The organism is Paenibacillus sp. J22P165, assembly GCF_059692015.1.
Window position 1 is genome coordinate 559,082 of record NZ_JCAUAP010000001.1, and the last position, 24,685, is coordinate 583,766.

The following is a 24,685-nucleotide window of genomic DNA, read 5'->3' on the forward strand; positions in this document are numbered from 1 at the left end:
ATAATGGGATTATTCAATCAACGAACCAAGTGGTTCTTGCGACTGCCTGCCGTCATGCTTGCTGTACTGGCGATTATGTTGCTGAGCACGGCCATAGCGCCTCAAACCGTTTCTGCGCATGCCTCATTAGTCGAAGCAGTGCCGGAAGCGGGAGCGAAGCTCGAAACCTCACCACAGCAAATTTCCGTTACTTTCAATGAACAATTAGATAGCGGACTCTTTTATATCAAAGTTTATGATCATAATGGAACAGAGACGACCAATCGAAAAGCGGTCATGAATAAGGATCAGATGGGCATTAAACTGGATTTGCCGAGGCTGGCAGAAGGTGTGTATTTAATTAGTTATCACGTCATCTCAGCTGACGGTCATCCAGTAGGTGGGAGCTATCCGATTACGGTCGGGAATCCTCCACAAGAAGATGTCCTCGATGTGCCTTCGGCTCATACGGGGCATGATCATAGTTCGGGACCTCTAACGACAAAAGGATTACTGCAATACGCCTCTCGCGGCTTGTGGTTCTTGATGCTGTTAGCCTTGACGGGATGGGCTTTCTGGTTGCGATTGATGAGACCGCAAGGCGAGGAAACACAGAAGTTCGTTTCTACGTGGACGCTCAATCTTCAACGCGCGCACATTGTTGCTCTATTGTTGTTGATTTTCACGCATATCGAAGATCTGCTAGGTGGCGGTGGTGTCGAAGAAATATGGCAGCTGCTTAGTGCCACGAATATCGGAATTTCTTGGGTACTGCTACTTGTATTATCCTTTCTAGGCTTTGTTTTGCTGGGGAGGTTGGCCTGGATTGATGTGGGTTGGTCAATTGCTTTATTGGCTGTCAAAAGCTTTAGCGGCCACGCAGCCTCCTTCTCTCCACTATGGGCGACGATTGGGCTCGACTTTATTCATCTCGTTGCTGCCGCTTGTTGGGTAGGCGGATTGATTCTGTTGTATGCCAAATGGCGTCATAACAAGATGGACCTCGGCAGCTACATGCAGAAATTTTCGAAATTCGCACTGATTTCGATTATTGTTTTAACCGTTTCAGGGATTCTATCTGTTCTGTTATTTTTACCGAGTTTGGAATATTTGACGTACACTACGTGGGGAATTCTGTTACTTGTGAAAGTAGGCGTGGTAGTCCTAGTTGCCCTAATTGGGTTCGTAATTCGCCTCTTCCTTCGCAGGAAACAAGTAAATCAATCCATCGTTTGGGTTAAGCTAGATCTCTCGCTTATGGTCATCATTGTTGTCCTAGTCGGGCTGCTTACGTATATGGCGCCGATCCCAGCTAATGAGCCGCTGCAGTGGCATCAAATGGGGGAGAAGGTTCATGTCTCAGTCGATATTACGCCGAAAATCCCCGGAAACAATGCTTTCGTTGCCAAGGTATGGCTGCCTGAGAAATCAGGTCAACCGAAGCAGGTACTCTTAATTTTGCATAACAAGGATGACAAGGAGATCGCGCCGATTTCTATTCCGTTAACGATCTATAAAGACACGAAGGAAGAGGAATCGTACGGATTTGCCAAGTTTAGCTACAAATCGGAAGGGCCGTATTTGCCTTTTAGAGGGAATTGGGAGCTAGAAATGCGTGTCATGGATACAGATGATAACGAGACTGTCTACACCAAAGACTTTATCGTATATTGAGGATAAACAAAGCAGATTCACTGGACGAGGAGGATCACAACTATGGCTTGGGTTCACATGTTAGATAAAGACAACCTATCAGTCAAGCTAGATGACAAAGATGATTCGGCGCTCATTGAGATCAACGACGGCGGCATTTCACCCAACTATGTGACGATTCGGCTGAGTGAACATGAAGTGGATGAGTTGATTGAAGCTCTCCAACGAGTCAAACAATCGATGCAATAAAAGTACGGTGTGAATGGAAAGAACCTTCCCCTTGAACGACGGAAACGTAGTCAAAGGGAAGGTTCTTTTTGTTTGCGAGCCTTTTTAGAATAAGCTCCAGTCGAATTCCTGCGAGAGTATGCCGAGAAGATGTACACCAGCTGTGCTGTTTCCCTTGCGATTGAGGGCCGGTCCGACGAGACCAATGCCGTATTGTCCCGGCACCATCGTCAGGATGCTGCCGGACACGCCGCTCTTCGCAGGCAGCCCGACATTCATCGCGAATTCGCCAGAGGCATTGTACATGCCGCAGGTAAACATGAAGGTCTTGGCGATTTGCACGAAGCGCCGCGGGATGAGACGCTGTTTGCGGATCGGATCCACACCGTTATTCGCCAGAACAAGGGCCATTCTGGCCAGATCCGTGCAATTCACTTCAACGGAGCAGTGACTGAAGTAAACACGCAGCACATCGTCAACATCTTTATCCAAAACGCCATTATCCTTCAGGAAGTAAGCTAAAGAACGATTCCGATGAGCTGTATCGGATTCCGATTTATACACATTTTGATTGATATCAAGTGCAGGATTATCAGCAATATCCCTGAAGAAATGAAGGATACGATCGATCTGTTCATCTGGCGTATTCCCTCCGATCAAAGAAGAGATAGCAATCGCCCCCGCATTGATTAAAGGGTTGAAAGGAATGCCTGGCTCAATGAGTTCGAGCTTCAACATGGAGTTGAAGTCATCGCCCGTCGGTTCCATACCCACCTTGGAGAAGACAACCTCTTCGCCGTTATCCATGAGAGCTAAAATCAGTGAAAAAACTTTCGAAATACTTTGCAGGGTGAAACGAAACTCAGAATCACCAGCTGTGATGGTTTGCCCTGCGCTATCCATGATGCAAAAACCAAGAATATCCCCAGAAGCGTTCGCTAATTCAGGAATATAGGAAGCGACATGACCTTCTTTGGTATGTGTTTTGCTGCTAGCCACCCACTCGTCGATATGGGTATGCATCTTCTTCCAGGTTTCATCGTGCTGTAGGTGAGGCATGGTGAAGTCCGTCCTTCCTCTTCCTTAGGCTTTCCAAGCTTGCGGATGATTGTCGCTGATAAGCTCAGTTGCCGCAGCATTCGCAATCACTTGCTCAGGGTTTTTACAGCCTGGAATAACGGAAGTGACAGCATCATGCTTCAAGCACCAAGCAAGTGCCCATTTCGCCATATCCATTCCTTCTGGTACTTCATTTTGCTGTATGCGCTGAACTTCCTCCAGCTTCTGTTTGACGCTTTCCGCATCGTGACGGTGACGAACGTCCGTGTTACTGAATACGGCACCTGGCTTATATTTCCCGCTTAAATAACCACTTGCTAGCGGTACACGTGCGAGTACACCAAGATCTTGTTCGATACAGGACTGGAAGACGGACTCTTCAGGAGCACGATCCAAACGATTGTAGACAACTTGAATCGCTTTGGAGTTCACTTTTGTAGAAGCGGCAGTCTGATGAATATTGGCATTGCTGCCGATCGACGTGCCTAGGTGACGAATTTTGCCTGCTTGGACTTGTTTATCAAGGGTTGTCCATAGATCATCATTATCGAATAATGCATCAGGTCCGGAATGGAATTGGTATAAGTCAATATAATCCGTATGTAAAGCCTGTAAGGAAGCATCCAGCTGCTTGACAACAGATTCAGCACTGAACTCATCAGTCCGGGTAAATAAATCATGGAAATGATGACCGAATTTCGTAGCTACAACCCACTTATCGCGATCGCGGCGGGATAAATAACTACCAATAAAGGATTCAGATAGATGATCCCCATAGCACTCTGCCGTATCAATCAAATTAATTCCAAGCTCAGCGGCTTGATCTAGAATCGCATCTGCTTCTGCTTGCGTATAGGTTAATCCCCACTCACCGCCAAATTGCCAGGTGCCAACACCAACAATGGAAACTTTCAGGTCTGTTTTGCCAAGTCTACGATATTTCATGTCGTGCCACTCTCCTCAATAGGGTATCCAAATTATTATACAACTACCTGTTATTTTACCACATTTAGCTAGTTGAAGTTTTCGGTTCCTGAAACGACTTGCTAACAGGTTCTATTAACAAAGTTTATCTCATCTTAATGTAAGCTTTCCATATATGGGTTATGGTGTAAAGAGGGAATGAACTTTTACGAGAGGATGTTGGTGTTTTGGTCAAAAAGTATGTGCTTAGCCTATTGAAAGAATGGGTGCCTACGATCGCATTCGCAATCATTATCGCGCTTGTCGTCAATACGTATGTTGCGCAAGCGATGACAGTTCCAACAGGCTCTATGCTGCCAACCATACAATTGCAAGACGAGCTTATTGTGGAGAAAATGAAGCCGTTAACCGACTTTGAATTCGGTGATATCGTTGTGTTTTGGCCGCCGATTGAAGGGAATGAAGACCGCTATGTGAAGCGTCTCATTGGTCTGCCTGGCGATACGATTGAGATCAAAGATGGTGCCTTATATCGAAATGGAGCGAAAGTAGACGAGCCCTATATCCAAGCGCCTATGACGTATACTTTCCATCAAGTGACTGTGCCGGAAGGGAAATATTTCTTCTTAGGCGATAATCGCAACGACAGTTATGATTCCCATTTGTGGCCATCGACACCATTTGTAGCGGAGAAAGATATTATTGGAAAAGCTGTATTTCGGATATTTCCGCTTAGCCAAATAGGAACGATTGATTAATATGAAAGAAGCTCCCAGCCTCAGTAGAGGAAGGGAGCTTTTTTTAGTGAGCAAGATGAGGGGAAACTTGGTTATCATCTTCTCCATCTTCTTTTTTCTTCGATTTACGGTCAGAAAGCTTGATATTCCCAACGAATAGCGTAAGGATCGCGCCGAGTAGTACGAATACCAGTCCGTAGATAAACACTTGATGTAGAGAGGAAACAAGCGCATCTTTAATGATTGGCAATCTCTCTACTAATTCTTTTGGCAATTTAGCCAACGCCTCTGGGCTTAAGAGGGAGGAATAGAGAGTTTGTGGGTTCTTATGAATCATGTCAATTAACGGACTGCCTACTTCCGCGGGGAACTGTTTCACTACGGGCTCTAAATTTTGTTCAAGCAAAATCGTTGATTTGTGATTCATAATAGTGCCGAGAATCGTCATCCCGAAGGTACCACCGATTTGACGGAAAAATTGGCTGGAAGATGTTACAACACCTAGCTCCGATTTAGGGAAGCTTTCTTGTAAAGCGAGCGTTAGGATCGGCATAACAAGCCCCATTCCTAAACCAAGAAGAACCATGTAGCTGGATGCGATCAACTTCGTAGTAGAAATGCCCATTGTGCTAAGGAATACAAAGCCAACAGCCATGACGATCATACCGATGAACATTTGTCTTCGAACACCAATCTTATCAATCAATTGGCCAGAAACGACGCTGGCAGCAATCATTGTAATCATGAGCGGTGTCATGACAGTTCCAGAAGCTGACGCGCTAATACCAACAATCCCTTGCATGAAAAGAGGAACGAACATAATAGCACCGAACATACCAACCGCCATCAGGAAGCCTACGCCGTTAATGGTGGAGAAAGTTCTATTTTTGAACAAACGAACAGGAAGGATTGGCTCATCTGCTTTACTTTCAATGAATACGAAGGCAACTAATGACACAACAGCTAGTGCGAACAGACCTATAATCTGCCAAGAGCCCCAAGCATACTCACTTCCGCCAAACGTAAGAGCAAGAAGTAAGCTCACAACACCGACGATCATGGTCACAATACCTGGAATATCGAACTTAACTTTCCCTACTGATTTATGCTTCGGTAAGGCAATAGAGATCAGAATAACAGCTAGAATACCAACAGGCAGGTTGATGTAAAACACCCAACGCCAGTCCCAAGCATCTACGATCCAGCCACCAACTTGCGGCCCGATAACAGAGGATAAACCGAAGATCGCTCCGAAAACACCTTGCCATTTAGCGCGCTGTTTACCTGTGAATAAATCCCCGATAATGATAATGGCCATTGGCATCATGATACCACCGCCAAGACCTTGCAAACCACGGAACAAAATAAGTTCAGTCATGTTCTGTGACATACCACAAAGCGCAGATGCAACGATAAAGATGATAAGTCCTGTTACATAAATGACGCGGCGGCCAATTAAGTCAGCCAGTTTACCCGCGATAGGCACGACGACGGTTGATGTTAACATGTAAGCTGTCGTTAACCAGGTCATTAACCCTAGTCCACCGAATTCCCCAACGATACGCGGCATTGCAGTTCCTACGATCGTACCGTCCAACGCTCCGAAGAGCATGGCGATGATCAAACCAGTGAGCAAGAGTCCTCGGTTTTTGAGCTCAGGTGCAGCTGAATCCGAGAGTTCCTTTGGTGCTGCTTTTTGAATATTGTCCATGTGTATCACTCCTTTGATGAATAAAATGAATTAATAAGATGAAGTGAATTTTTCGAACGCACTTACGAAAATATGAAGCTCATCCGTAGGAAGCTGAGATAATCCACTAGCAATTACTTTCTTCTGGACTTCGGTAGCCTTAGCAAGAACAGCAGCTCCTTCAGCTGTGTTTTCAACCAGCACGATCCGACGATCCGTCTCATGATGTTTACGTATCACATGCCCGCTCTGAACAAGTCGATCAATCATCACTGTGATAGCACTTGGTTTAACCCCCAATTTATCAGCAAGCTGAGATTGTTTCGGTGTTTGTTCTTTAGAGATCATCGCTAACATGAATAATTGGGGAGCCGTTAACTCTGAATTCAACTCCGCAAGGACTCTTTGTGAGATTTTGCGGTGAGCTAATTCAAATGTTGTACGGAAGCGATTGGTGAATTCATTCAAATCATCTTCCAAGTCATAACCTCCCTTGCAAATTGTTCGAATTGTCTAATAATTAAACAATATAATAATTAAATCGAGTAATATTTAAATTGTTTAAGTAAAATATAAACCTGTCGTTGCATGAAGTCAACAGGATATTTCTGAAAACTTTCAGAAACAAAGGTTGGTTGTACTTGCATATCCTCTGTATCTTGCATATAATAACTGGTACATATACGTGGAAATGCTTTGACGGAGAAGAGTACGCAGTGCTTCTTGACAGGGAGGGAAAGCCGATGATTGAGAGCTGGCCCCGAGAATCAGGCTGTGGAAGTTCGCTCCCGAGCAGTCCTTTGAACAGAAGCACTAAGCAGCTTCTCATTAGAGGGAACCGGACACATCGTCCGTTATCTGGAATGAAGTGAGACTCGTTTATTTGTCAACTGGACATAGACGAATCTAATTAGGGTGGTACCACGGCTTTTCGTCCCTTGCGAGGGAGCGGAAAGTCTTTTTTGTGTTTTCATAAAGGGCGATTCAGAGGCCTAAATCAGGAGGGATTTCAATGAAAGAGCGGTTAGAGGCTTTGAAGCAGGAAGCGCTGCAGGAGCTAAGCGGCGTTGGAAGTCAGCAGGAGCTGAACGATTTAAGAGTTAAATATTTGGGCAAAAAAGGACCATTAACGGAAGTTCTTCGCGGCATGGGCGCGTTAAGTGCAGAAGAAAGACCGGTCATCGGCCAAGTAGCGAATGATGTTCGCGCAGCAATTGAGTCTGTTATTGAAGAGAAACAAGCTGCATACACGAAGCAAGAGACAGAAAACAGACTTCGCGCTGAAATGATCGACGTAACCTTGCCGGGACGTCCTTCACAGCAAGGTGCTGTGCATCCTTTGAGCAAAGTGATTCAAGAAATTGAAGACATTTTCATCGGGATGGGCTACACCGTAGCTGAAGGTCCAGAAGTCGAACAAGATTATTACAACTTCGAAGCGTTGAACTTGCCAAAGGATCACCCGGCTCGTGATATGCAGGATTCGTTCTATGTTACAGAAGAGATTTTGATGCGTACCCAGACTTCCCCTGTTCAAGTAAGAACAATGGAGAAGCGTAAGGGCGAAGTTCCGATCAAAATCATTTGCCCAGGCAAAGTATACCGCCGCGATGACGACGATGCGACTCACTCTCACATGTTTCAACAAATTGAAGGTCTGGTTATTGACCGCAATGTTCGCATGAGTGATCTCAAAGGGACATTGCTTCAATTCGTGCAAGAAATGTATGGCCCATCGACGAAAATTCGCATGCGTCCAAGCTTCTTCCCGTTCACAGAGCCGAGTGTTGAAGTCGATGTGAGCTGTGCGATGTGTGGCGGCGAAGGCTGTCGTACGTGTAAGCAAACAGGTTGGTTGGAAATTCTCGGAGCGGGTATGGTTCATCCGCGAGTTCTTGAAATGGGTGGCTATGATCCGAAAGAATATACTGGCTTCGCATTCGGTATGGGTGTTGAGCGTATTGCTATGTTGAAATATGGCATCGAAGATATTCGCCATTTCTATACGAATGATTTGCGTTTCTTAAAGCAATTTTTACATGTGTAAGCATTAGGAAAAGGAGGGTAAAAGCATGAAAGTTTCTTATCAATGGTTATCGGAATATGTTGACGTAACAGGCTTCACAGCCGAGGAATTAGCTGAAAAATTAACCCGTAGCGGGATCGAAGTAGATATCGTTGAGGATCGTAACAAAGGGGTTTCGAACGTTGTTGTAGGTTTTGTTAAATCCCGCGAGAAGCACCCAGATGCGGATAAACTAAGTGTATGTGTGATCGATGCAGGGCAAGGCGAAGACTTGCAAATCGTGTGTGGTGCCAAAAATATTGACGCTGGACAAAAGGTTCCTGTCGCGATGATCGGTGCAGTCCTTCCGGGCGGACTGGAAATCAAACGTGCGAAGCTGCGCGGCGTGGAATCCCAAGGTATGATCTGTTCCGCGAAAGAGCTAGGGCTTAACGACAAATTGCTTCCAAAAGAAATTCAAGAAGGCATCTTGGTGTTGCCTGAGGATACCGAAATTGGCCAATCCATTCTAGATGTACTGGCAATTAGCGACAAAGTCATGGATCTCGACTTGACGCCGAACCGCTCCGATTGCTTGAGCATGCTCGGAGCTGCTTACGAGATCGCGGCGATCCTTGGCCGCGAAGTTAAGCTGCCTGATGCGGAAGCTGATCTTCAAGCGGCAGGCACTGCCGGCGTGAAAGCTGCGGACCGCATCAGCGTGAAGATCACAGCGACGGAGCAGTGCACACACTACGCGGCTCGCCTAATCGAAGGCGTACGCGTGGGCACTTCTCCGCTGTGGATCCAGAACCGTTTGATGGCTGCGGGCATCCGCCCCATCAACAACATCGTCGACATCACGAACTTCGTGATGCTAGAGTACGGCCAACCGCTTCACGCGTTTGATGCGGAGAAGCTGAACAACGGACACATCGACGTACGACTCGCTGAAGCAGGCGAGAAGCTCGTTACACTTGACGATGTGGAACGTACGCTAGAGCCACACATGCTGCTCGTGACGGACGGCACGAAGCCTGTGGCGATTGCCGGAGTTATGGGCGGCGCCAACTCCGAAGTGACCGATGGAACTTCGCGGATCCTTCTGGAATCCGCAAAGTTCGCAGGCAGCTCCGTGCGCCGCACATCGCGCCAGCTAGGTCTTCGCTCAGAAGCGAGCCTTCGCTTCGAGAAAGAAGTGAACCCGGAATCCGTGATTCCGGCATTGAACCGTGCTGCTGCGCTGATTGCGCAATACGCAAGTGGTAAAGTCGCTGACGGCATCGTAGAAGCCGCTAGCGGAACACACAAGTCGGTCAGCATCGAGCTTGGGGCTGACCGCGTGAACAACTATCTCGGTACAGCGCTATCCTTGACCGAGATGGGGCAAATCCTTTCGCGCTTGCATTTCACATTCGAGCAAGCTGGCGAAGGCAAGCTGCTCGTGCATGTGCCGAGCCGCCGCGGAGACATTACGCGTGATGTCGATTTGATCGAAGAAGTAGCACGTCTCTTCGGCTACGATAACATCCCGACAACCTTGATGACCGGTGTTACGACGCCTGGGTCACTATCCAAAGAGCAATCGATTCGCCGGATTACACGGAATATCTTAACGCAAAGCGGATTGAATGAAGTCATTACGTATTCCTTCACCAACCCACGTTCACAAGGCGATGCAAGTGCTGAAGTGAATCCACAAGCGCAAGTAGATGCTATTCCTGGCCTATACCCGACTGCGAAGCCAATTTCACTAGCGATGCCAATGAGCGAAGACCGCAGTCAGCTGCGCACTAGCTTAGTACCGCATTTGCTTGATGTTGTTAGCTATAATCGCAATCGTACAATGGATGATGTCGCTATTTTCGAAATGGGCAAAGCGTTCATTACGGATGAAGCAGCACTTACGGCTCTGCCGCAAGAAAAGCTGTTACTGTCTATCGTACTGACAGGTAAACGTCGCCAAGCTCACTGGGCTCAGAAGTCAGAAGTAGTTGATTTCTACGACATCAAAGGGATTTTCGATCGCTTAGTTGAGTACCTTGGAATTAAAGGTCTGACATATACATCAGCAGCACCAGAAGGCTTCCACCCAGGTCGTACAGCTGAGATCTTACTTGCATCCGCTGAAGGTCCAAAAGTGATTGGTCGTGTAGGCCAACTCCATCCGACTGCGCAACAGCAGCGTGATCTGGACGACACGTATGTGCTTGAAGTTGAACTAGCACCTATCTTGGAAGCGGCTGGCGAGGAGATTATTTATAAGCTGTTACCTCGTTATCCGTCTATCGGGCGTGATATTGCAGTTGTGGTGAATACAGGCGTCCCAGTTGGACTTATGGAGGGAGCGATTTCCGAAGTTGCAGGGGAATTGCTGGAGTCAATTCAAGTGTTTGATATCTATACAGGAGAGCGCCTAGGTGCTAATCGTAAGAGCGTAGCAATCGCACTTGTGTACCGTCATGCGGACAGAACATTGCTTGATGAAGAGGTAACTGAACTGCATGCCAAAGTTGTGGCAACACTTGAACAACAATTTGAGGCAGAGTTAAGAAAATAGTGTAACTTTCCTTATAGGTTGCAGGAATATAGGCTGGTCTTATCGAAATTATTCTCGATAGGGCCAGCCTTTCATCTTAAGGGAGGATTTTAAATTGACTATTGAAGATAAAACACGAATTACTGTTGATATATATGGACACCAATATAAACTCAAAGCAGATACTAGCACGAATCACATGAAGCGTGTTGCTGAATATGTGAATGATCAAATGTTTCGTATTGCCAAAGGATATCCTCGTTTGGATTCGCAGCGAATCGCTGTTTTAGCGGCAGTCAACATGGCAGATGAATGCTTCCGAATGAATGAAATTATGGAAGAACTCAGCAAGATGCAGAGAGAGCAGGAAGCGACCAAAATCGCCTACGAGAAGCTTACATCAAGGTATCAAGAACTAAAAGAAGAGGATGACAAGAAACAAACACTGCTAACTGAGCAGAACGGGAAGCTGCAACAAATTACAGAGCAAGAAAAACTACAGAAACAAGAAATACTCAAAGTAAAACAGGAACAAGAACAAGCGAATCAGCAGATGCTGCAAATGAAACAAAAGTACGAGCTAGGCAAGCAACAACTAGATCAAACCAAGCAGCAGCTTGAACAAGTTAAACAACAGCAAGTTCAAAGCAAACAACAGATGGATCAAGCTAAACACCAGATCGATAAAGCGAAGCAACAACAAGATCAAGTGAACAAACAAATAGACCAATTTAAGGAGCAACTCGAGCACGAGAAGAGCCATAGCTTGCAGCTAAGCAAGCAGCTTGAACAAGAGAACAGCCAAAGTCTTGAGCTAGTCCAGCAGCTGGAACAAGCGAAAAACCAAAGTTTAGAGCTAAACCAACAGCTTGAAAATGAGAAAAACCAAAGCCTAGCATTGAATAAGAAGCTCGACCAAGAGAAGAACCAAGGTCTACAGTTAAACCAGCAGTTAGATCAAGAAAAGAAACATCATCAACAAAGTAAACAGCAGCTTGCACAAGTTCAGCAACAGAAATCACAACAACTTTTGAAGTTGGCTGAACAACATAAGGCAGATTTGTCTGCTATTGTCGACACACATCGACAAGAGAATGAAACTCTGCTAGACAAGCTGCAAGAAGAGAAACAATTACTTATCCAGTCACATCTTGAGGATAAAGAAATCATAGAACTTCAACATCAAGAAGCACTGGCATTACTGTCCAAGCAAAGCGGTTCTGATATCGACGGTATCCACCAGCACTACCAAGCACAAATTGAATCTCTAACCAAGCAGCACCAAGACGCACAAGCGTCTACTGCACTTGAACATCAAACCCAACTAGCGAAGTTAAAACAAGAGCATCAAGCAGCTATTCTGACCCTAACGGACGAGCATCAAGGTGCGATATCCCGCATGGCTGAGGAACAACAGCTTGCGATAGATCTCATGGCCGAGGAACAACAAGTAGCCATAGCAATCTTGAAAGAAGAACAGCAAGCCGCAGTCTCTCTTTTCACTGAAGAACATCAAGCCGAATTAGTAGCGATCTCAGACAGTCATCTAAGTGAGATTGAAACGATTTCTGAAGAGTACCAAACGGAGTTAACTGCAATCGCAGATAAACTTCAAAATGAAATCGCCAATCAAACAGATGAGCACCATTTCGAGATTGCGACCTTAACAGAGAGTCACCAAAATGAAGTGGCTTCCATCAAAAAGAACCACCAGGTCGAACTACATACAATTTCGGAAAAGCACCAAAACGAATTGCGTTCTTTTTCAGAGAAACATCAGTTAGAGTTGAAATCGCTCTCTGAGCTTCACGACGATGAATCAGCCACTAACACAAAGAAGCATCATAATGAAATTGCGGCTATTGTACGCGGCCATCACGCTGAAATTCATGCCATTAAACAAAAGCATCAAGCTGAGCTCGAGGTTGCAGCTACTTCTTATCAAGAAGATATAGACTCACTAGCGTTGCTTTATCAGGAAGAAGAAGAAGAGAAGCTTCGACGCTTTGAGGTGGAAAAAGGGGATCTAGAAGGTCATTTCCAAGAACAACAAACAACATTTCAGCAACAGCTTGAGGAACAAAAAGCAGCAATCATTCAACATTATCAAGGCAAAATAGAAGAATTGCTTGCGCAGATGCAGACTGAGCGAAGTACACGCACACAGCAGTTTGAAGAAGAAAAAGAACGTATCTTGGCCCAAGTTCAACAGGAGAAAGAAGATCTTCTCCAAATGAATATGAATGATGAAGCACAGCAAGAAGAACTGGTAGCTATCAAAGAAGAGTACAGAAAATTGCGTGAGGAATATGCTAAATTACAAATCGAATACAACGAGTGGATTGAGCTTGTAGAAGCGGATAGCCCGGTTGGGTAGATCGAAGTGACACTGAACACATTAGATTATGTCTTAATGTCGGTTGTTATCTTGGGACTCCTAATTGGCTATTTTAGAGGATTTATCGCTCAGATTGTATCCATTTCGGGTATGATCCTTGCTTATCTTGTTGCTTTTTACTTTTATAAAGATTTAGCGCCTCTACTCAAAAGTGCAATATCGCTGCCAACGTATCAAAATTATGAGAAATATGAATTCATCGTTAAAGGCCTCAATTTAGATGTCTACATCCTAAATGCTATTGCCTTTGCGTTACTATTTTTCAGTGTTAAACTGGCGCTGGTGATCATTGGACGAGCATTAAATATTCTAGCTAAAACGCCGGGACTCAACGCAATTAACCGTTGGAGCGGCGCATTACTAGGGTTGGCTGAGGCGCTGCTTATCATCGTAATAGCAGTTAATGTCATGACCATTATTCCTTCCGATGGTCCTCAGAAGCTTTTAGCAAACTCATCCATCGCTCCTTATTTGATTACTGAGCTGCCGCAAGTTGCGGGCAAACTCCATGACCTGTGGAAACAAGGAATATCCTTATAAGAAACTACTGCCTTTTTGAAATAAAGAGCGGTAGTTTCTTTTTGTTTCAAGTAGAAGAGAACCCCTGCTCGCCCTCCTTCTCGTTCTTTTTCCTTCCATGGATGTAAGGATGAGTGAGTGTATCGATCGGGTGACACTGGAGGGGGCAGTATATCGCAAAAACAAATTTTCTGAAGTATCTACAACTCCAAGTTTCGACATTCCCATACATTGACTTGCACCCACCGTTTCTCCAAAAGATGACATTTATAGCCAGTCTCCATTACTGTACTGATTTTATTATATTTACATCCCTACGTAAGCCTAACGAATGTTAGTGTAGTTATCTCAGAAAATACAAAAATCCGAACTGCATCGCTTAAAAACAAACAAATTTTTCTTTACTTGGAAACAAATGTTCGATATAATTAGGGTATAGAAACAAATGTTCGGTATAGGGGTGTGAGTCTGATAATGGATATACAACTTATAGGCTCACTAAATAATGCTTTTCAATCAGAAGAAGATTGTGAAAGTTTCTTAATAAAAAGTCGATGGGCCAACGGTTTCTTTTGTCCAAGATGTGATCATGATTCATTTTATAAAATAAAGACACGCAATCTACTGGAATGCAAGGAGTGTCGGACACAGATTTCGATAACAGCTGGTACCATTATGCATAAATCTAAGCTACCGTTATTAATTTGGTTTAAAGCTATCCGAATTTTGATACAAGACGAGATGACCTATTCAATTCCAGTGTTTGCAAGCTTGTTGAGTGTGAACTACCGCACAGCTAAGTTGATACTCGAAAAACTTAAATTAGCCTTGCACAAGCAATACGCACGTATGGGGAAACAAAAGCTGGTTAAACCAATTGATGAGTCCATAGAAGTCGAAAGCGAGCAACAGAGGTTAGAAAGGGAAAGTGCCAAACAAAATAAGAGTACCAGCGTATTAGACAAGTTTTTATTTAAGACTTCTAGGAATGTTAGATTAGCAGATACTGACTTGTTCGCAAAATGGATGCATGCTTGCTTTTCTGTTTACTTGTATCCTCATTTTTTGCGGTATTTTCAAGTAGGCTGAATATAGAAAAAGCCCCATCACGAATTTCGTGATAAGGCTTATCCAATAAGAACAATAAATTATTCAACAATAAGTGTTGTTTTCATTGCTGCATGGCCAGATCCGCACATGATGGAGCAATTGATTGGGAATGAACCTGTTTTATCTGGTGTAAAAGTAACAGATTTATTACCGTTGTTAAGATTAATGTTGAACTCTTTAATAGCTGCTCCGTGGATACCTTGGGAGTTGTCGAGTGTTATTGTGACGGACTCGCCTTTTTTGATGCGGTATTCAGTCTTGTCGAATTGGAAATTGGTAGCTTTTAATACGACTTGTTGAGCACCGGATGTAGCTGAGGCAGACGCAGCTGGTGTTGTAGTGGATGCAGCTGGCGTTGCGCTAGTTTGTGCAGATGCCGCTGGTGTGGTAGTAGCTTCTGTTGTTTTGGAGTCTTTGTTTCCACATGCTGTGATGGCAATGACGACTGCTAGTCCCATCAAAAGAATAGTAAGTTTTTTCATGCGTACCCCTCCGTATACATAATGATTTCCTCATTATTGTACACGACCTATTTCCAAATTACAGTGACAAACTAGTGAAACCACAAAAATAAAAGATCGGCCCGGCGAGTGAGAACGCTGCAGGCCGACCTTTTTTTGGGCTTTACCTTAGCTATCAGCTATGGAAGCTGATAAGTTTATCGACGATCTTCTCTACCTGTGATCCCTTGTTCGAAAGGGGTCTTCACTGGAATGAATAAGTCGATGATCCCAATGACTAAAGCAGCAAGAATGGCACCTATCATACTCGTAGAAACATCATTCACGATGAACTGAGCAGCCCAAATGACTAATGCGCTCACTATAAAACCTACGATTCCTCTGCCGAATGGGGTGATTTGTTTGCCGAAGATTCCCTCAATGATCCAAGCCGCGATAGCGATGACTAGCGCTAAGAAAAAAGCACTCCAAAAACCACCGACTTTAAATCCTGGAACTAACCAGCTTACAAACATTAAAACCAAAGCTGAAACAATAAACCTTACCAGATGTCCAAGAAGATGCATGTCGTGAACCTCCTTCTTTCTGTCATGGTCAAACACCAATGACTAGAAGCGATTTTTTGAGCAGAATGCTTTGATAGTGACGTTTTTGCAATTCCTTTTGGCAGAGGATTAGATGCACAACTTAGTGTATCCAACTTTGTGTTATTTATGGTGGGCAGTATCTTCCATATAATCATTGTCTCCGTAGCTAATCAGGATCCATTTGGTTTATAATATAGGTTAGAGAAAAGAGGTTGGAACATTGAATCCGAAAATAATAAAAACACTAGAATATCAGAAAATTTTACATAAAGTAGCTCATCATGCGTCCACTTCGCTCGGTAAAGATGCCGCAGAAAAGCTGGAGCCTATAGGAGACTTTGAACTGGTTAAGCTTCGTTTGCAAGCAACGGACGAGGCAGTTAATGTTGAGCGGCTCAAAGGAAATGCCCCTTTTGGCGGCATCCGAGACATTCGGGCACCTCTACACAGAGCTAGAATCGGCGGTATGCTGAATCCAACTGAGCTTCTTGAAATTTCGACGACGATGTTTGGAACTCGTAGATTGAAGCGGTTTGTTCTAGCTGTTCATGAGGAATATGCAATTCCGATGCTCAAATCTCAAGTGGAATTGTTGACTGAAAACAAGCAATTAGAAGATAAAATCAATAGTTGTATTGATGAAAATGCTGTCGTTGTGGATGGAGCAAGCCCTGAACTTGGGCGTGTTCGAAGTGAGCTTCGAACGGGTGAAGGGAGAGTGCGCGAGCGTCTGGAACAGATGATTCGTAACTCCTCTGTCCAGAAGATGCTGCAGGATGTGCTGATTACGATTAGGAATGACCGTTTTGTTATTCCGGTGAAGTCGGAGTATCGTTCTAGCTTTGGCGGTATGATTCATGATCAATCAGCCTCAGGGGCGACGCTTTACATTGAACCAGATGCGATTGTGCAATTAAATAACAAAATTCGTGAGCTCAAGTTCAAAGAAGAAGCGGAGATCGAGAAGATTTTACGTGCATTGACTGAGCTAGTTGCCGAACAAGTAGAAGTGCTTGTTATGGATGTTGATCAGTTGGCGGAGCTTGATTTTACGTTTGCCAAAGCTGGCCTAGCTAGAGAGCTCAAGGCTACTATGCCAAGATTGAATGACCGCGGCTTTATTAAAATCAAAAAAGGTAGACATCCGCTTATTGCAGCAGACGCTGTGGTACCACTTGATTTGGAGCTGGGCAATGACTTCTCGCAAATTATTGTTACAGGCCCGAATACGGGAGGTAAGACGGTTTCCCTTAAAACAGTAGGTCTTCTGAGTCTGATGGCGATGTCAGGACTGTTTGTCCCTGCCGAGGAAGGCACGCAACTGTGTGTTTTCGATGCTATTTATGCGGATATCGGGGATGAGCAAAGTATTGAGCAAAACCTAAGTACCTTTTCAAGTCACATGACGAATATTATCAGTATTTTGCGCGATATGACGCCGAAAAGCTTAGTATTGCTTGATGAGCTTGGGGCAGGTACGGATCCTGCTGAAGGGTCTGCCTTAGCTATTTCGATCTTGGACTATATCCATCAAATTGGCTGCCGTATTATTGCAACTACGCACTATTCGGAGTTGAAGGCATATGCTTATCAAAAGCAAGGCACGATTAATGCGAGTATGGAGTTTGATATCCAAACCCTAAGCCCGACGTATCGTTTGTTAGTTGGCGTGCCAGGTCGTAGTAATGCGTTCGCGATAGCGGAGCGACTCGGATTATCCCGCCGCATTATTGAACATGCTCGCACACAAGTCGGTGAGGAAGATCAGCGGGTAGAATCTATGATCGCTTCGCTCGAGGAGAATCGCCTGATCGCGGAATCCGAGCGATATGCTGCGGAGGAGCTGCGCAGAGAAGCCGAAGCGATGCGTAAATCGCTGGAAGCTCAGCAGCTCAAATTTGATGAGCAACGTGATAAGCTGCTAGAGAAAGCAGAGCGCGATGCTCGCGAAGCTGTTGTCAAAGCCCGCCGTGAGGCTGATGAGGTTATTGCGGATTTGCGTCGAATGGCTCTGGAAGAGGCTGGAGGCGTCAAGGACCACAAGCTCGTTGAGGCGAAGCGGCGACTGGATCAAGCGACACCGGAACTGCGCAGCAAGCAAGTGCGTGCTTTGAAGAAGCGTCCTGAGCGCATTGAGGCAGGGGATGAAGTCCGGGTCATTTCATTAGGACAAAAAGGGCACGTTGTTGAGCTTGTGGGAACAACCGAAGCTAATGTTCAATTAGGTATTATGAAAATGAAAGTTCAGTTATCCAACCTTGAGAAAACCGGCAATGCGCCACAATCAAAGCAACCGCAGAAAGTCGCCACGACTTTGAAGCGGACTCGCGATGATAATGTCAAAATGGAATTGGATATGCGCGGCATGAATATGGAAGAGGCTTTGATTGAGGCAGACCGCTTCTTAGATGAATCTTTCTTGAGCAATTTTGGCCAAGTGTATTTAATTCATGGCAAAGGCACGGGTGTGCTTCGAACGGGGATGCAAGAATATTTGCGTCGACACAGACACGTGAAAAGCTATCGCATGGGTAATTACAATGAAGGTGGAGCTGGGGTTACAGTTGTCGAATTGAAATAACTTTATAAATTTGTATCCTTTTTGAAACTCATTCTTTGATAGTGCGTATGAAATAGGTATAGAAGAGTATTAAACCTTAGGAGGAATTTTAGATGGGAATTTTCAAAAGACTTCGTGATATGACTATGGCTTCAGTCAATGATTTGTTGGATAAGGCAGAAGATCCTGTAAAAATGTTAAATCAGTTTTTACGTGATATGGAAGAAGATATCTTGGAAGCAGAAACTGCAGTAGCGAAGCAAATTGCTATCGAGAAGAAATTCAAGCTGCAAGTTGAAGAGTCCGAAGAAATGGTAACGAAACGTACAGAGCAGGCTATGAAAGCCCTTGAAGCAGGGAATGAAGATTTGGCCCGCCGCGCACTGGAAGATAAGAAAGAGCACCAAGGTCGTTGTGATGAGTTGAAACGTCAATATGATCTTGCCAAAACGAACGCGGATCAACTTCGTGCTCAATTGACGGAGATGAAAGACGAGTTCACCAAAATGAAAAACAAAAAGGATTTGCTAATTGCTCGTGCTGAAACAGCAAAAGCGCAAAAACAAATCAACCAAGCGATGTCTGGTTTTGGTACAGACAATGCAGCAAAAGGATTTGATCGCATGAGCGAGAAAGTTCTTCAAATGGAAGCTGAAGCACAAGCAAGCGGAGAAATTCGCGCCAAAAACCGCAGCTTAGATGATGAGTTGGATAAGCTAGGTGCAAGCAGCAGCGGAATTGATGATGAACTGGCAGCAATGCGTGCAAAGCTTGCTGAAAAAAAACAATCCTAATGTTATAATAGATGTACCTGCGAGAGACTGAGTCATACTCAGTCTCTACTACCATATATAGGGATTAAGGGATCTTTAATCGTTAAAGTCTCTCTACTTGTGTAAAGGAAGGCAGGAGATGATATGAACGAAGAGGTGGATGTCTTGTTAAGTAACCCGTATTTAGCAACGCTTGCTTTTTTTGCAGTAGCAGTGGTCGCGCTTGTTGTTTTCCTTACCATCTTTGAAATGGTTACGAAGTACGACGATTGGGCTGAGATTAAAAAAGGTAATTTATCGGTTGCTATGGCAACTGGTGGGAAAATTTTTGGGATTTGTAACTTGTTCCGCTTTGCCATTCTAAACAATGACACCATGATTAACTCTCTTATATGGGCTGGCTATGGGTTTGTGCTTTTGTTGGTTGCTTACTTTATTTTTGAGTTCTTAACGCCTTATTTTAAAATTGATGAGGAAATTAAGAAGGACAATCGCGCGGTTGGTTTCTTGTCCTTAACGTTATCAGTGTCCTTATCCTATGTGGTCGGAGCATGTGTAACTTAGAATCATACATAGTCTTGGAGGCTTGAAGAATGAAATACCTGTGGGGAACCTTGTTTGCTATAGCGCTTGTATTTGTAGCGGCAGGGGTTTATTATGTATGGAAATATGCATAAAGCAATTAGCTGGAGGATTTCGTAATGAGTAGCAATGAAGAAGTTGTATGTCCGTGGTGCCAAACAGAGATCGTATGGGATCCCGAGATTGGACCTGAAGACGAATGTCCACACTGTTTTAACGAATTGAATGATTACCGGAGCATTGATCTGAAGGTGAAACAAACAGGTCAGAAGCTGCGTTTTAATGAACAAGAATACGCTGAGTCCGATGAGGATTTATCTTTGGCTTGGGATGATTCCGATGAGCCGCTGGATAAGTATGGCGAAAAAGTTCAACAATTAACAGATGAGCAGGAAGAAGCGCCAGAGTGCTCGAGTTGTCATGAATTCTTGCTTCTTGCAGGAACCGAAGTGACGAGCGGAGCTTCCTTTACGCCAACGATTCCTAAGACGCTAGGAAGTGCATTCCTGACAGGTCCGTTTACGACGGATGTCTATGTATGTCCTTCTTGCTTCAGAGTGGAAAAAGTGCTCTCAGATACGGACCGATTACTGATGGTTGAACGGATCAAATCGGAATAACAGCAACAGATACGAACCGAATCCTCATGGATTCGGTTTTTTTGCGTGTATTCGCCTCATATTTTCACTTCAAAGGGGAAGCTTAACAAGAGCTTACATGGATCTAAGTGAGGAGGAGGCTTATGCAAACGAATCAAACGACTGTGAATAGCAAAGGGAAGCTGGATGCTCAAGCGATCCTTTTGCTGGTTGTTCACGCGTTATTTGGCGGAGCCAATGCGCTATCAGGCACATTCGTCGGCGTGTATCTTTGGAAAGCCAAAAACGATTTTACGTTAATCGGATGGTTTACTTTAACGACCCATTTGACGATGGCCATTACCTTTTGGTTAGCTGGGAAATGGGTGAAAGAACATAATAAAATGAACTGCTTACGTGTGGGTGTATCCATTTCAGCTTGTTTTTACATGCTGGTGCTTTGGATGGGGACTAGCAGTGTCCACTATTTTGTTTGGCTAGGCATGGTACAAGGGATCTCGGTAGGCTTGTTCTGGATAGCCTTCAATGTCGTTTACTTTGAAGTGACAGATCCGGATAACCGAGATCGATTCAATGGTTGGGTCGGCCTTTTGGGCGCAGGCGCGGGTATCATTGCTCCGTGGATTTCGGGGCTACTCATTGTCAATCTAGGTGATGGAACGGGATATCGGCTTATCTTTTCTATATCGCTAGGAATATTTCTGTTAGGCGTAGTCATCAGCTTTTTTCTGAAGAAAAGAAAATTGAGTGGTACCTACGAATGGCTGCTGCCATTACGGATACTAAGACAACCGGAAACACCGTGGAAGCGAGTAAGTCTAGCTTTGCTTTTTCAAGGAGTCCGTGAAGGTGTCTTTGGCTTTATGATTGGTTTGCTCGTGTACATATCGACTTCAAGTGAAGCCAGCTTAGGGAATTTCGCTCTAATTACTTCATCCGTAGCGCTAGTTAGCTTCTGGGCAGCAGGGCGTTTTATTCGACCTTCTTTTCGCAAAATGAGTATGTTCATTGGCTCGGTCATGGTTGTGCTCGTCATTTTACCGTTCTTCTGGACCATAACGTTCAGTACCTTGCTAATGTTTGGGATAGGGTCAGCACTCTTTTTCCCAATGTACTCTATTCCTATGGTTTCTGTTGTCTTTGATTTGATTGGATCGGATGATCAGAGTGCGAAGCAAAGGGAAGAATACATTGTTTTGCGTGAGCTGTCACTGAATGTGGGGCGCGTATTGGGAGTTCTGCTTTTCATATGTGTCATTTCTTGGAGCAAGGAGCCCCTTGTTATCAACGTACTGATGCTGGTAATCGGAAGCTCGACGTTCTTCTCCTGGGTATTCATCAGAAATCAGCTGCGGGCAACGAAGTCTTGACAGGGACTAGGTTTCCACATGAAAATGTGAGTAGTATGATTATGGGTTGAGGAGGGGGCACCAATGCCGCCAAAAATGGTAAATAGCATCACAGAGCTGATCGGAGATACCCCCGCAGTGAGAGTTAAACGATTAGTAGAGCCGGAAGCCGCGGAGCTGTACGTGAAATTGGAGTATTTCAATCCGAGCGGAAGCGTGAAGGATCGCGCTGCTTGGAATCTGATTGAGCAGGCTGAAAAGTCTGGTCATCTTGTGCCAGGAGCGACGATCATAGAGCCAACAAGCGGAAATACGGGAATTGGACTTGCGATGAACGCGGCGGCTAAGGGATATAAAGCGATTTTGATTATGCCGGATAATATGAGCAAGGAACGGATAAATATCCTGAAAGCCTACGGCGCTGAAGTTGTTCTCACGCCAGCAGCTTTGCGGATGCCAGGTGCAATTGCTAAGGCTGTGGAGCTAAGGGATCAAATTCCTGGCAGCTTCATCCCCCAGCAGTTTGAGAATCCGGCGAATCCGAGTATTCATCGTGTTACGACAGCACCGGAAATTTTGCAGCAAATGGAAGGGCGCCTAGATGCCTTTGTCGCCACTTCAGGAACGGGCGGCACGATTACAGGAACAGGTGAGGTCCTACGGGAACAGCTGCCGAATATTCAGATTTATGTCGTAGAGCCCAAGGGGTCACCCGTGCTATCTGGAGGAAGCCCAGGACCACATAAGCTGGTGGGTACAAGCCCAGGCTTTGTTCCGGCCATTTTGAATACCAGCGTCTATGATGAAATTGTGCAAGTGTCGGATGAGGATGCCATCCAAACGATGAGAGATTTGGCGAGTAAGGAAGGCATTCTAGTCGGTCCTTCAGCTGGAGCCTCGGTATGGACAGGGATTCAAGTGGCAAGGAAGTTAGGGGCGGGTAAACGAGTGCTCTGTATTGCGCCAGATACAGGTGAACGGTATTTAAGTATGGATCTCTTTTAATTTTGTATTTTGTAGGTGTTGAATTGAGGGATAAGAGCCATGTGGAGGTCATCCAATGGCTTTTTATTTTGTCGATCGAAGTGGAATTTTCAAATATATATAAATATTCTGCCTTTCTCCGCGATCAGTAATTGAATTAGGACATCGATTCATTGTAAGATGAATGGATGAATGAAACATATCTCAGAAAGGTAGGTTTAACCATGGATACTTTGAAGCTTAAAATTCTCGATTTACTAAAGGAAGACGCCCGCAGGAGCGCGGATCTGATCGCCACCATGTTAGGAACGGCGGAGGCCGATGTTGCGCGAGCGATAAGCGAGATGGAAGCGGATAAGGTCATCGTCAAATACGCGACAGTCGTGAACTGGAGCAAAGTAGATGACGAAAAGGTTACCGCCCTAATTGAAGTGCAAATTACGCCGGAGCGCGGACGCGGGTTTGATGCGATTGCGGAACGGATCTATTTATATCCAGAAGTCAAATCGGTTTATCTTATGTCTGGTGCGTATGATCTGCTCGTTGAGATCGAGGGCAGCTCGCTTAAGCAGGTGGCTTCTTTTGTTTCTAATAAGCTGTCACCAATTGACCGCGTACTTTCTACAAAAACGAATTTTATTTTGAAAAAATACAAACAAGACGGCATTATTTTCGAAGATCAGGAAGATGATCACCGAATGCTTGTATCGCCGTAAGGGAGAGGTAGCGCTATGATCAAGGATGAGACTACGATTCAATCAAGCAAAAAATCAATGAAGGACTACCTCGCCCCTGCGGTACGAGAGATGAAACCGTCTGGAATTCGGAAGTTTTTTGACCTCGTAAGCAATAGTAAAGAGGATATCATCTCGCTAGGTGTGGGTGAACCTGACTTTTCAACACCATGGCACGTTCGTGAAGCGGCAGTTCATTCCTTAGAGCGAGGCAGAACCAAATATACGCCAAACTCAGGTATTCCTGAGCTCCGTGAAGCGATTGCGAACTATTTGTATACTTCCTTTAAAGTAAAATATGAGCCATCCAATGAAGTACTCGTAACCGTGGGTGGTAGTGAAGCTATTGATCTAGCACTTCGCTCATTAATTACACCGGGAGACGAAATTCTAATTCCGGAGCCTTGTTATATTTCGTATTCGCCAATCACTGCGATCAGCGGTGGTGTGCCAGTGGGTATCGAAACGTTTGCAAAGGATCAGTTCAAACTGACGGAGAAAGCGCTTCGCGATGCGATTACGCCGAAATCCAAAATATTAATTCTCTGCTATCCTAGTAATCCAACTGGGGGCATCATGACATATGAGGACTGGCTGCCGATTGCGAAAGTTGTTGAAGAGCATGATCTGATTGTCATCTCCGATGAAATTTATGCCGAATTGACGTATGGTCAGAAGCATGTGAGCTTCGCAGCAGTTCCAGGCATGCAGGATCGGACGATTCTCGTTAGCGGGTTTTCGAAGGCTTTTGCCATGACAGGCTGGCGGATGGGATATGCATGCGGACATAGAGAGCTTATCTCAGCGATGACCAAGATTCACCAGTATACCGTCATGTGTGCACCAGTCATGGGGCAAGTAGCTGCGCATGAAGCGCTAACCAATGGGCTGGAAGAGAAAGACCGGATGATTGAATCCTATAATCAACGGAGACGATTGGTGGTCAGAGGCTTCCGGGAAGTTGGACTTGAATGTCATGAACCCCAGGGCGCATTCTATGCATTCCCAAGTATTGTCGCTACAGGGTTAACTTCCGATGAATTTGCGCAACGTCTGTTGTATGAGTCTAAGGTTGCTGCTGTTCCTGGTGATGTATTTGGATTAGGTGGAGAAGGTTTTCTGCGGTGCTCTTATGCCTATAGTGTTTCCCAACTGAATGAAGCATTAGAGAGAATCGGTAATTTCTTGAGGAAATTATAATATTCTTAATAAATT

Annotated in this window: 22 protein-coding genes; 16 read left to right on the top strand and 6 right to left on the bottom strand. The window is 44.8% G+C overall.

Features of this window, described 5'->3' with window-relative positions; all coding sequences use genetic code 11:
- Positions 1-3 precede the first annotated feature (3 nt).
- Together AC58QM_RS02515 and AC58QM_RS02520 are read left to right on the top strand one after the other, a co-directional pair.
- Positions 4-1,653 (top strand): copper resistance CopC/CopD family protein, encoded by a 1,650-nt coding sequence (locus tag AC58QM_RS02515; RefSeq protein ID WP_497281077.1) that lies wholly within the window; start codon positions 4-6, stop codon positions 1,651-1,653.
- Positions 1,654-1,695: 42 nt separating this feature from the next.
- Positions 1,696-1,881 carry a hypothetical protein gene (locus tag AC58QM_RS02520; RefSeq protein ID WP_497281079.1) on the top strand — a complete coding sequence of 62 codons (186 nt, stop codon included), beginning with the start codon at positions 1,696-1,698 and terminating at the stop codon, positions 1,879-1,881.
- Between the two features lie 84 nt (positions 1,882-1,965).
- Here AC58QM_RS02520 and glsA read toward each other — a convergent pair whose 3' ends face one another.
- Both glsA and AC58QM_RS02530 read right to left on the bottom strand, forming a co-directional pair.
- Positions 1,966-2,919: a glutaminase A gene (glsA, locus tag AC58QM_RS02525; protein ID WP_497281081.1), complete on the bottom strand. Its 954-nt coding sequence runs from the start codon at positions 2,917-2,919 to the stop codon at positions 1,966-1,968.
- Positions 2,920-2,943: 24 nt separating this feature from the next.
- The gene (locus tag AC58QM_RS02530; RefSeq protein ID WP_497281082.1) at positions 2,944-3,864 is read right to left on the bottom strand and encodes an aldo/keto reductase; all 921 of its coding nucleotides are present in this window, start codon (positions 3,862-3,864) and stop codon (positions 2,944-2,946) included.
- A gap of 206 nt (positions 3,865-4,070) precedes the next feature.
- Here AC58QM_RS02530 and lepB point away from each other — a divergent pair, with 206 nt between their 5' ends.
- Positions 4,071-4,601 carry a signal peptidase I gene (lepB, locus tag AC58QM_RS02535; protein WP_497281084.1) on the top strand — a complete coding sequence of 177 codons (531 nt, stop codon included), beginning with the start codon at positions 4,071-4,073 and terminating at the stop codon, positions 4,599-4,601.
- Between the two features lie 43 nt (positions 4,602-4,644).
- Here lepB and AC58QM_RS02540 read toward each other — a convergent pair whose 3' ends face one another.
- Both AC58QM_RS02540 and AC58QM_RS02545 read right to left on the bottom strand, forming a co-directional pair.
- Complete coding sequence (locus AC58QM_RS02540) at positions 4,645-6,192, bottom strand: MDR family MFS transporter (RefSeq protein ID WP_497281576.1); 1,548 nt, start codon at positions 6,190-6,192, stop codon at positions 4,645-4,647.
- 129 nt (positions 6,193-6,321) lie between these two features.
- Complete coding sequence (locus tag AC58QM_RS02545; protein ID WP_497281086.1) at positions 6,322-6,750, bottom strand: MarR family winged helix-turn-helix transcriptional regulator; 429 nt, start codon at positions 6,748-6,750, stop codon at positions 6,322-6,324.
- A 532-nt stretch (positions 6,751-7,282) separates the two neighbouring features.
- On the opposite strand from AC58QM_RS02545, the gene pheS reads away from it, so the two are divergent.
- The 5 genes from pheS (at position 7,283) to AC58QM_RS02570 (ending at position 14,820) form a co-directional block, all read left to right on the top strand.
- The gene (pheS, locus tag AC58QM_RS02550; RefSeq protein WP_497281088.1) at positions 7,283-8,317 is read left to right on the top strand and encodes a phenylalanine--tRNA ligase subunit alpha; all 1,035 of its coding nucleotides are present in this window, start codon (positions 7,283-7,285) and stop codon (positions 8,315-8,317) included.
- Between the two features lie 25 nt (positions 8,318-8,342).
- Entirely contained in the window at positions 8,343-10,835 is a 2,493-nt protein-coding gene (pheT, locus tag AC58QM_RS02555) for a phenylalanine--tRNA ligase subunit beta (protein WP_497281090.1), read from the top strand.
- Positions 10,836-10,929: 94 nt separating this feature from the next.
- On the top strand, positions 10,930-13,191 hold the full coding sequence (gene zapA / locus AC58QM_RS02560; protein ID WP_497281092.1) for a cell division protein ZapA: 2,262 nt from the start codon (positions 10,930-10,932) through the stop codon (positions 13,189-13,191).
- A 6-nt stretch (positions 13,192-13,197) separates the two neighbouring features.
- Entirely contained in the window at positions 13,198-13,752 is a 555-nt protein-coding gene (locus AC58QM_RS02565; RefSeq protein WP_310501998.1) for a CvpA family protein, read from the top strand.
- Between the two features lie 453 nt (positions 13,753-14,205).
- A complete protein-coding gene (locus AC58QM_RS02570; RefSeq protein ID WP_497281094.1) occupies positions 14,206-14,820 on the top strand; it encodes a transposase in 615 nt (204 codons plus the stop codon).
- A 59-nt stretch (positions 14,821-14,879) separates the two neighbouring features.
- On the opposite strand, the gene AC58QM_RS02575 is transcribed toward AC58QM_RS02570, so the two are convergent.
- A complete protein-coding gene (locus tag AC58QM_RS02575; RefSeq protein WP_497281096.1) occupies positions 14,880-15,323 on the bottom strand; it encodes a cupredoxin domain-containing protein in 444 nt (147 codons plus the stop codon).
- A 176-nt stretch (positions 15,324-15,499) separates the two neighbouring features.
- The gene (locus tag AC58QM_RS02580; RefSeq protein WP_310501995.1) at positions 15,500-15,868 is read right to left on the bottom strand and encodes a phage holin family protein; all 369 of its coding nucleotides are present in this window, start codon (positions 15,866-15,868) and stop codon (positions 15,500-15,502) included.
- Between the two features lie 241 nt (positions 15,869-16,109).
- Here AC58QM_RS02580 and AC58QM_RS02585 point away from each other — a divergent pair, with 241 nt between their 5' ends.
- The 8 genes from AC58QM_RS02585 to AC58QM_RS02620 all read left to right on the top strand — a co-directional run bounded on the left by AC58QM_RS02585 (position 16,110) and on the right by AC58QM_RS02620 (position 24,670).
- Positions 16,110-18,470, top strand: coding sequence for an endonuclease MutS2 (locus AC58QM_RS02585; protein ID WP_497281098.1), 2,361 nt, complete (start codon positions 16,110-16,112; stop codon positions 18,468-18,470).
- Between the two features lie 92 nt (positions 18,471-18,562).
- A complete protein-coding gene (locus AC58QM_RS02590) occupies positions 18,563-19,243 on the top strand; it encodes a PspA/IM30 family protein (RefSeq protein ID WP_497281099.1) in 681 nt (226 codons plus the stop codon).
- Positions 19,244-19,366: 123 nt separating this feature from the next.
- The gene (locus AC58QM_RS02595; protein ID WP_497281101.1) at positions 19,367-19,786 is read left to right on the top strand and encodes a DUF350 domain-containing protein; all 420 of its coding nucleotides are present in this window, start codon (positions 19,367-19,369) and stop codon (positions 19,784-19,786) included.
- A gap of 137 nt (positions 19,787-19,923) precedes the next feature.
- On the top strand, positions 19,924-20,424 hold the full coding sequence (locus tag AC58QM_RS02600; RefSeq protein ID WP_056609397.1) for a hypothetical protein: 501 nt from the start codon (positions 19,924-19,926) through the stop codon (positions 20,422-20,424).
- Between the two features lie 122 nt (positions 20,425-20,546).
- Entirely contained in the window at positions 20,547-21,773 is a 1,227-nt protein-coding gene (locus AC58QM_RS02605) for an MFS transporter (protein ID WP_497281103.1), read from the top strand.
- A gap of 63 nt (positions 21,774-21,836) precedes the next feature.
- Positions 21,837-22,757 (top strand): cysteine synthase A, encoded by a 921-nt coding sequence (cysK, locus tag AC58QM_RS02610; RefSeq protein ID WP_497281104.1) that lies wholly within the window; start codon positions 21,837-21,839, stop codon positions 22,755-22,757.
- A gap of 203 nt (positions 22,758-22,960) precedes the next feature.
- A complete protein-coding gene (locus AC58QM_RS02615; RefSeq protein WP_171630068.1) occupies positions 22,961-23,452 on the top strand; it encodes an Lrp/AsnC family transcriptional regulator in 492 nt (163 codons plus the stop codon).
- Between the two features lie 15 nt (positions 23,453-23,467).
- Entirely contained in the window at positions 23,468-24,670 is a 1,203-nt protein-coding gene (locus tag AC58QM_RS02620; RefSeq protein WP_497281107.1) for an aminotransferase class I/II-fold pyridoxal phosphate-dependent enzyme, read from the top strand.
- Positions 24,671-24,685 lie beyond the last annotated feature (15 nt).

Coding starts and splice junctions, on each gene's coding strand:
- AC58QM_RS02520 (WP_497281079.1), top strand. CDS start 1,696: ATGGCTTGGGTTCACATGTTAGATAAAGACAACCTATCAGTCAAGCTA.
- AC58QM_RS02615 (WP_171630068.1), top strand. CDS start 22,961: ATGGATACTTTGAAGCTTAAAATTCTCGATTTACTAAAGGAAGACGCC.
- AC58QM_RS02605 (WP_497281103.1), top strand. CDS start 20,547: ATGCAAACGAATCAAACGACTGTGAATAGCAAAGGGAAGCTGGATGCT.
- cysK (WP_497281104.1), top strand. CDS start 21,837: ATGCCGCCAAAAATGGTAAATAGCATCACAGAGCTGATCGGAGATACC.
- AC58QM_RS02620 (WP_497281107.1), top strand. CDS start 23,468: ATGATCAAGGATGAGACTACGATTCAATCAAGCAAAAAATCAATGAAG.
- AC58QM_RS02540 (WP_497281576.1), bottom strand. CDS start 6,192: ATGCTCTTCGGAGCGTTGGACGGTACGATCGTAGGAACTGCAATGCCG.
- AC58QM_RS02595 (WP_497281101.1), top strand. CDS start 19,367: ATGAACGAAGAGGTGGATGTCTTGTTAAGTAACCCGTATTTAGCAACG.
- AC58QM_RS02515 (WP_497281077.1), top strand. CDS start 4: ATGGGATTATTCAATCAACGAACCAAGTGGTTCTTGCGACTGCCTGCC.
- pheS (WP_497281088.1), top strand. CDS start 7,283: ATGAAAGAGCGGTTAGAGGCTTTGAAGCAGGAAGCGCTGCAGGAGCTA.
- AC58QM_RS02580 (WP_310501995.1), bottom strand. CDS start 15,868: ATGCATCTTCTTGGACATCTGGTAAGGTTTATTGTTTCAGCTTTGGTT.
- glsA (WP_497281081.1), bottom strand. CDS start 2,919: ATGCCTCACCTACAGCACGATGAAACCTGGAAGAAGATGCATACCCAT.
- pheT (WP_497281090.1), top strand. CDS start 8,343: ATGAAAGTTTCTTATCAATGGTTATCGGAATATGTTGACGTAACAGGC.
- AC58QM_RS02570 (WP_497281094.1), top strand. CDS start 14,206: ATGGATATACAACTTATAGGCTCACTAAATAATGCTTTTCAATCAGAA.
- AC58QM_RS02575 (WP_497281096.1), bottom strand. CDS start 15,323: ATGAAAAAACTTACTATTCTTTTGATGGGACTAGCAGTCGTCATTGCC.
- AC58QM_RS02600 (WP_056609397.1), top strand. CDS start 19,924: ATGAGTAGCAATGAAGAAGTTGTATGTCCGTGGTGCCAAACAGAGATC.
- AC58QM_RS02590 (WP_497281099.1), top strand. CDS start 18,563: ATGGGAATTTTCAAAAGACTTCGTGATATGACTATGGCTTCAGTCAAT.
- AC58QM_RS02530 (WP_497281082.1), bottom strand. CDS start 3,864: ATGAAATATCGTAGACTTGGCAAAACAGACCTGAAAGTTTCCATTGTT.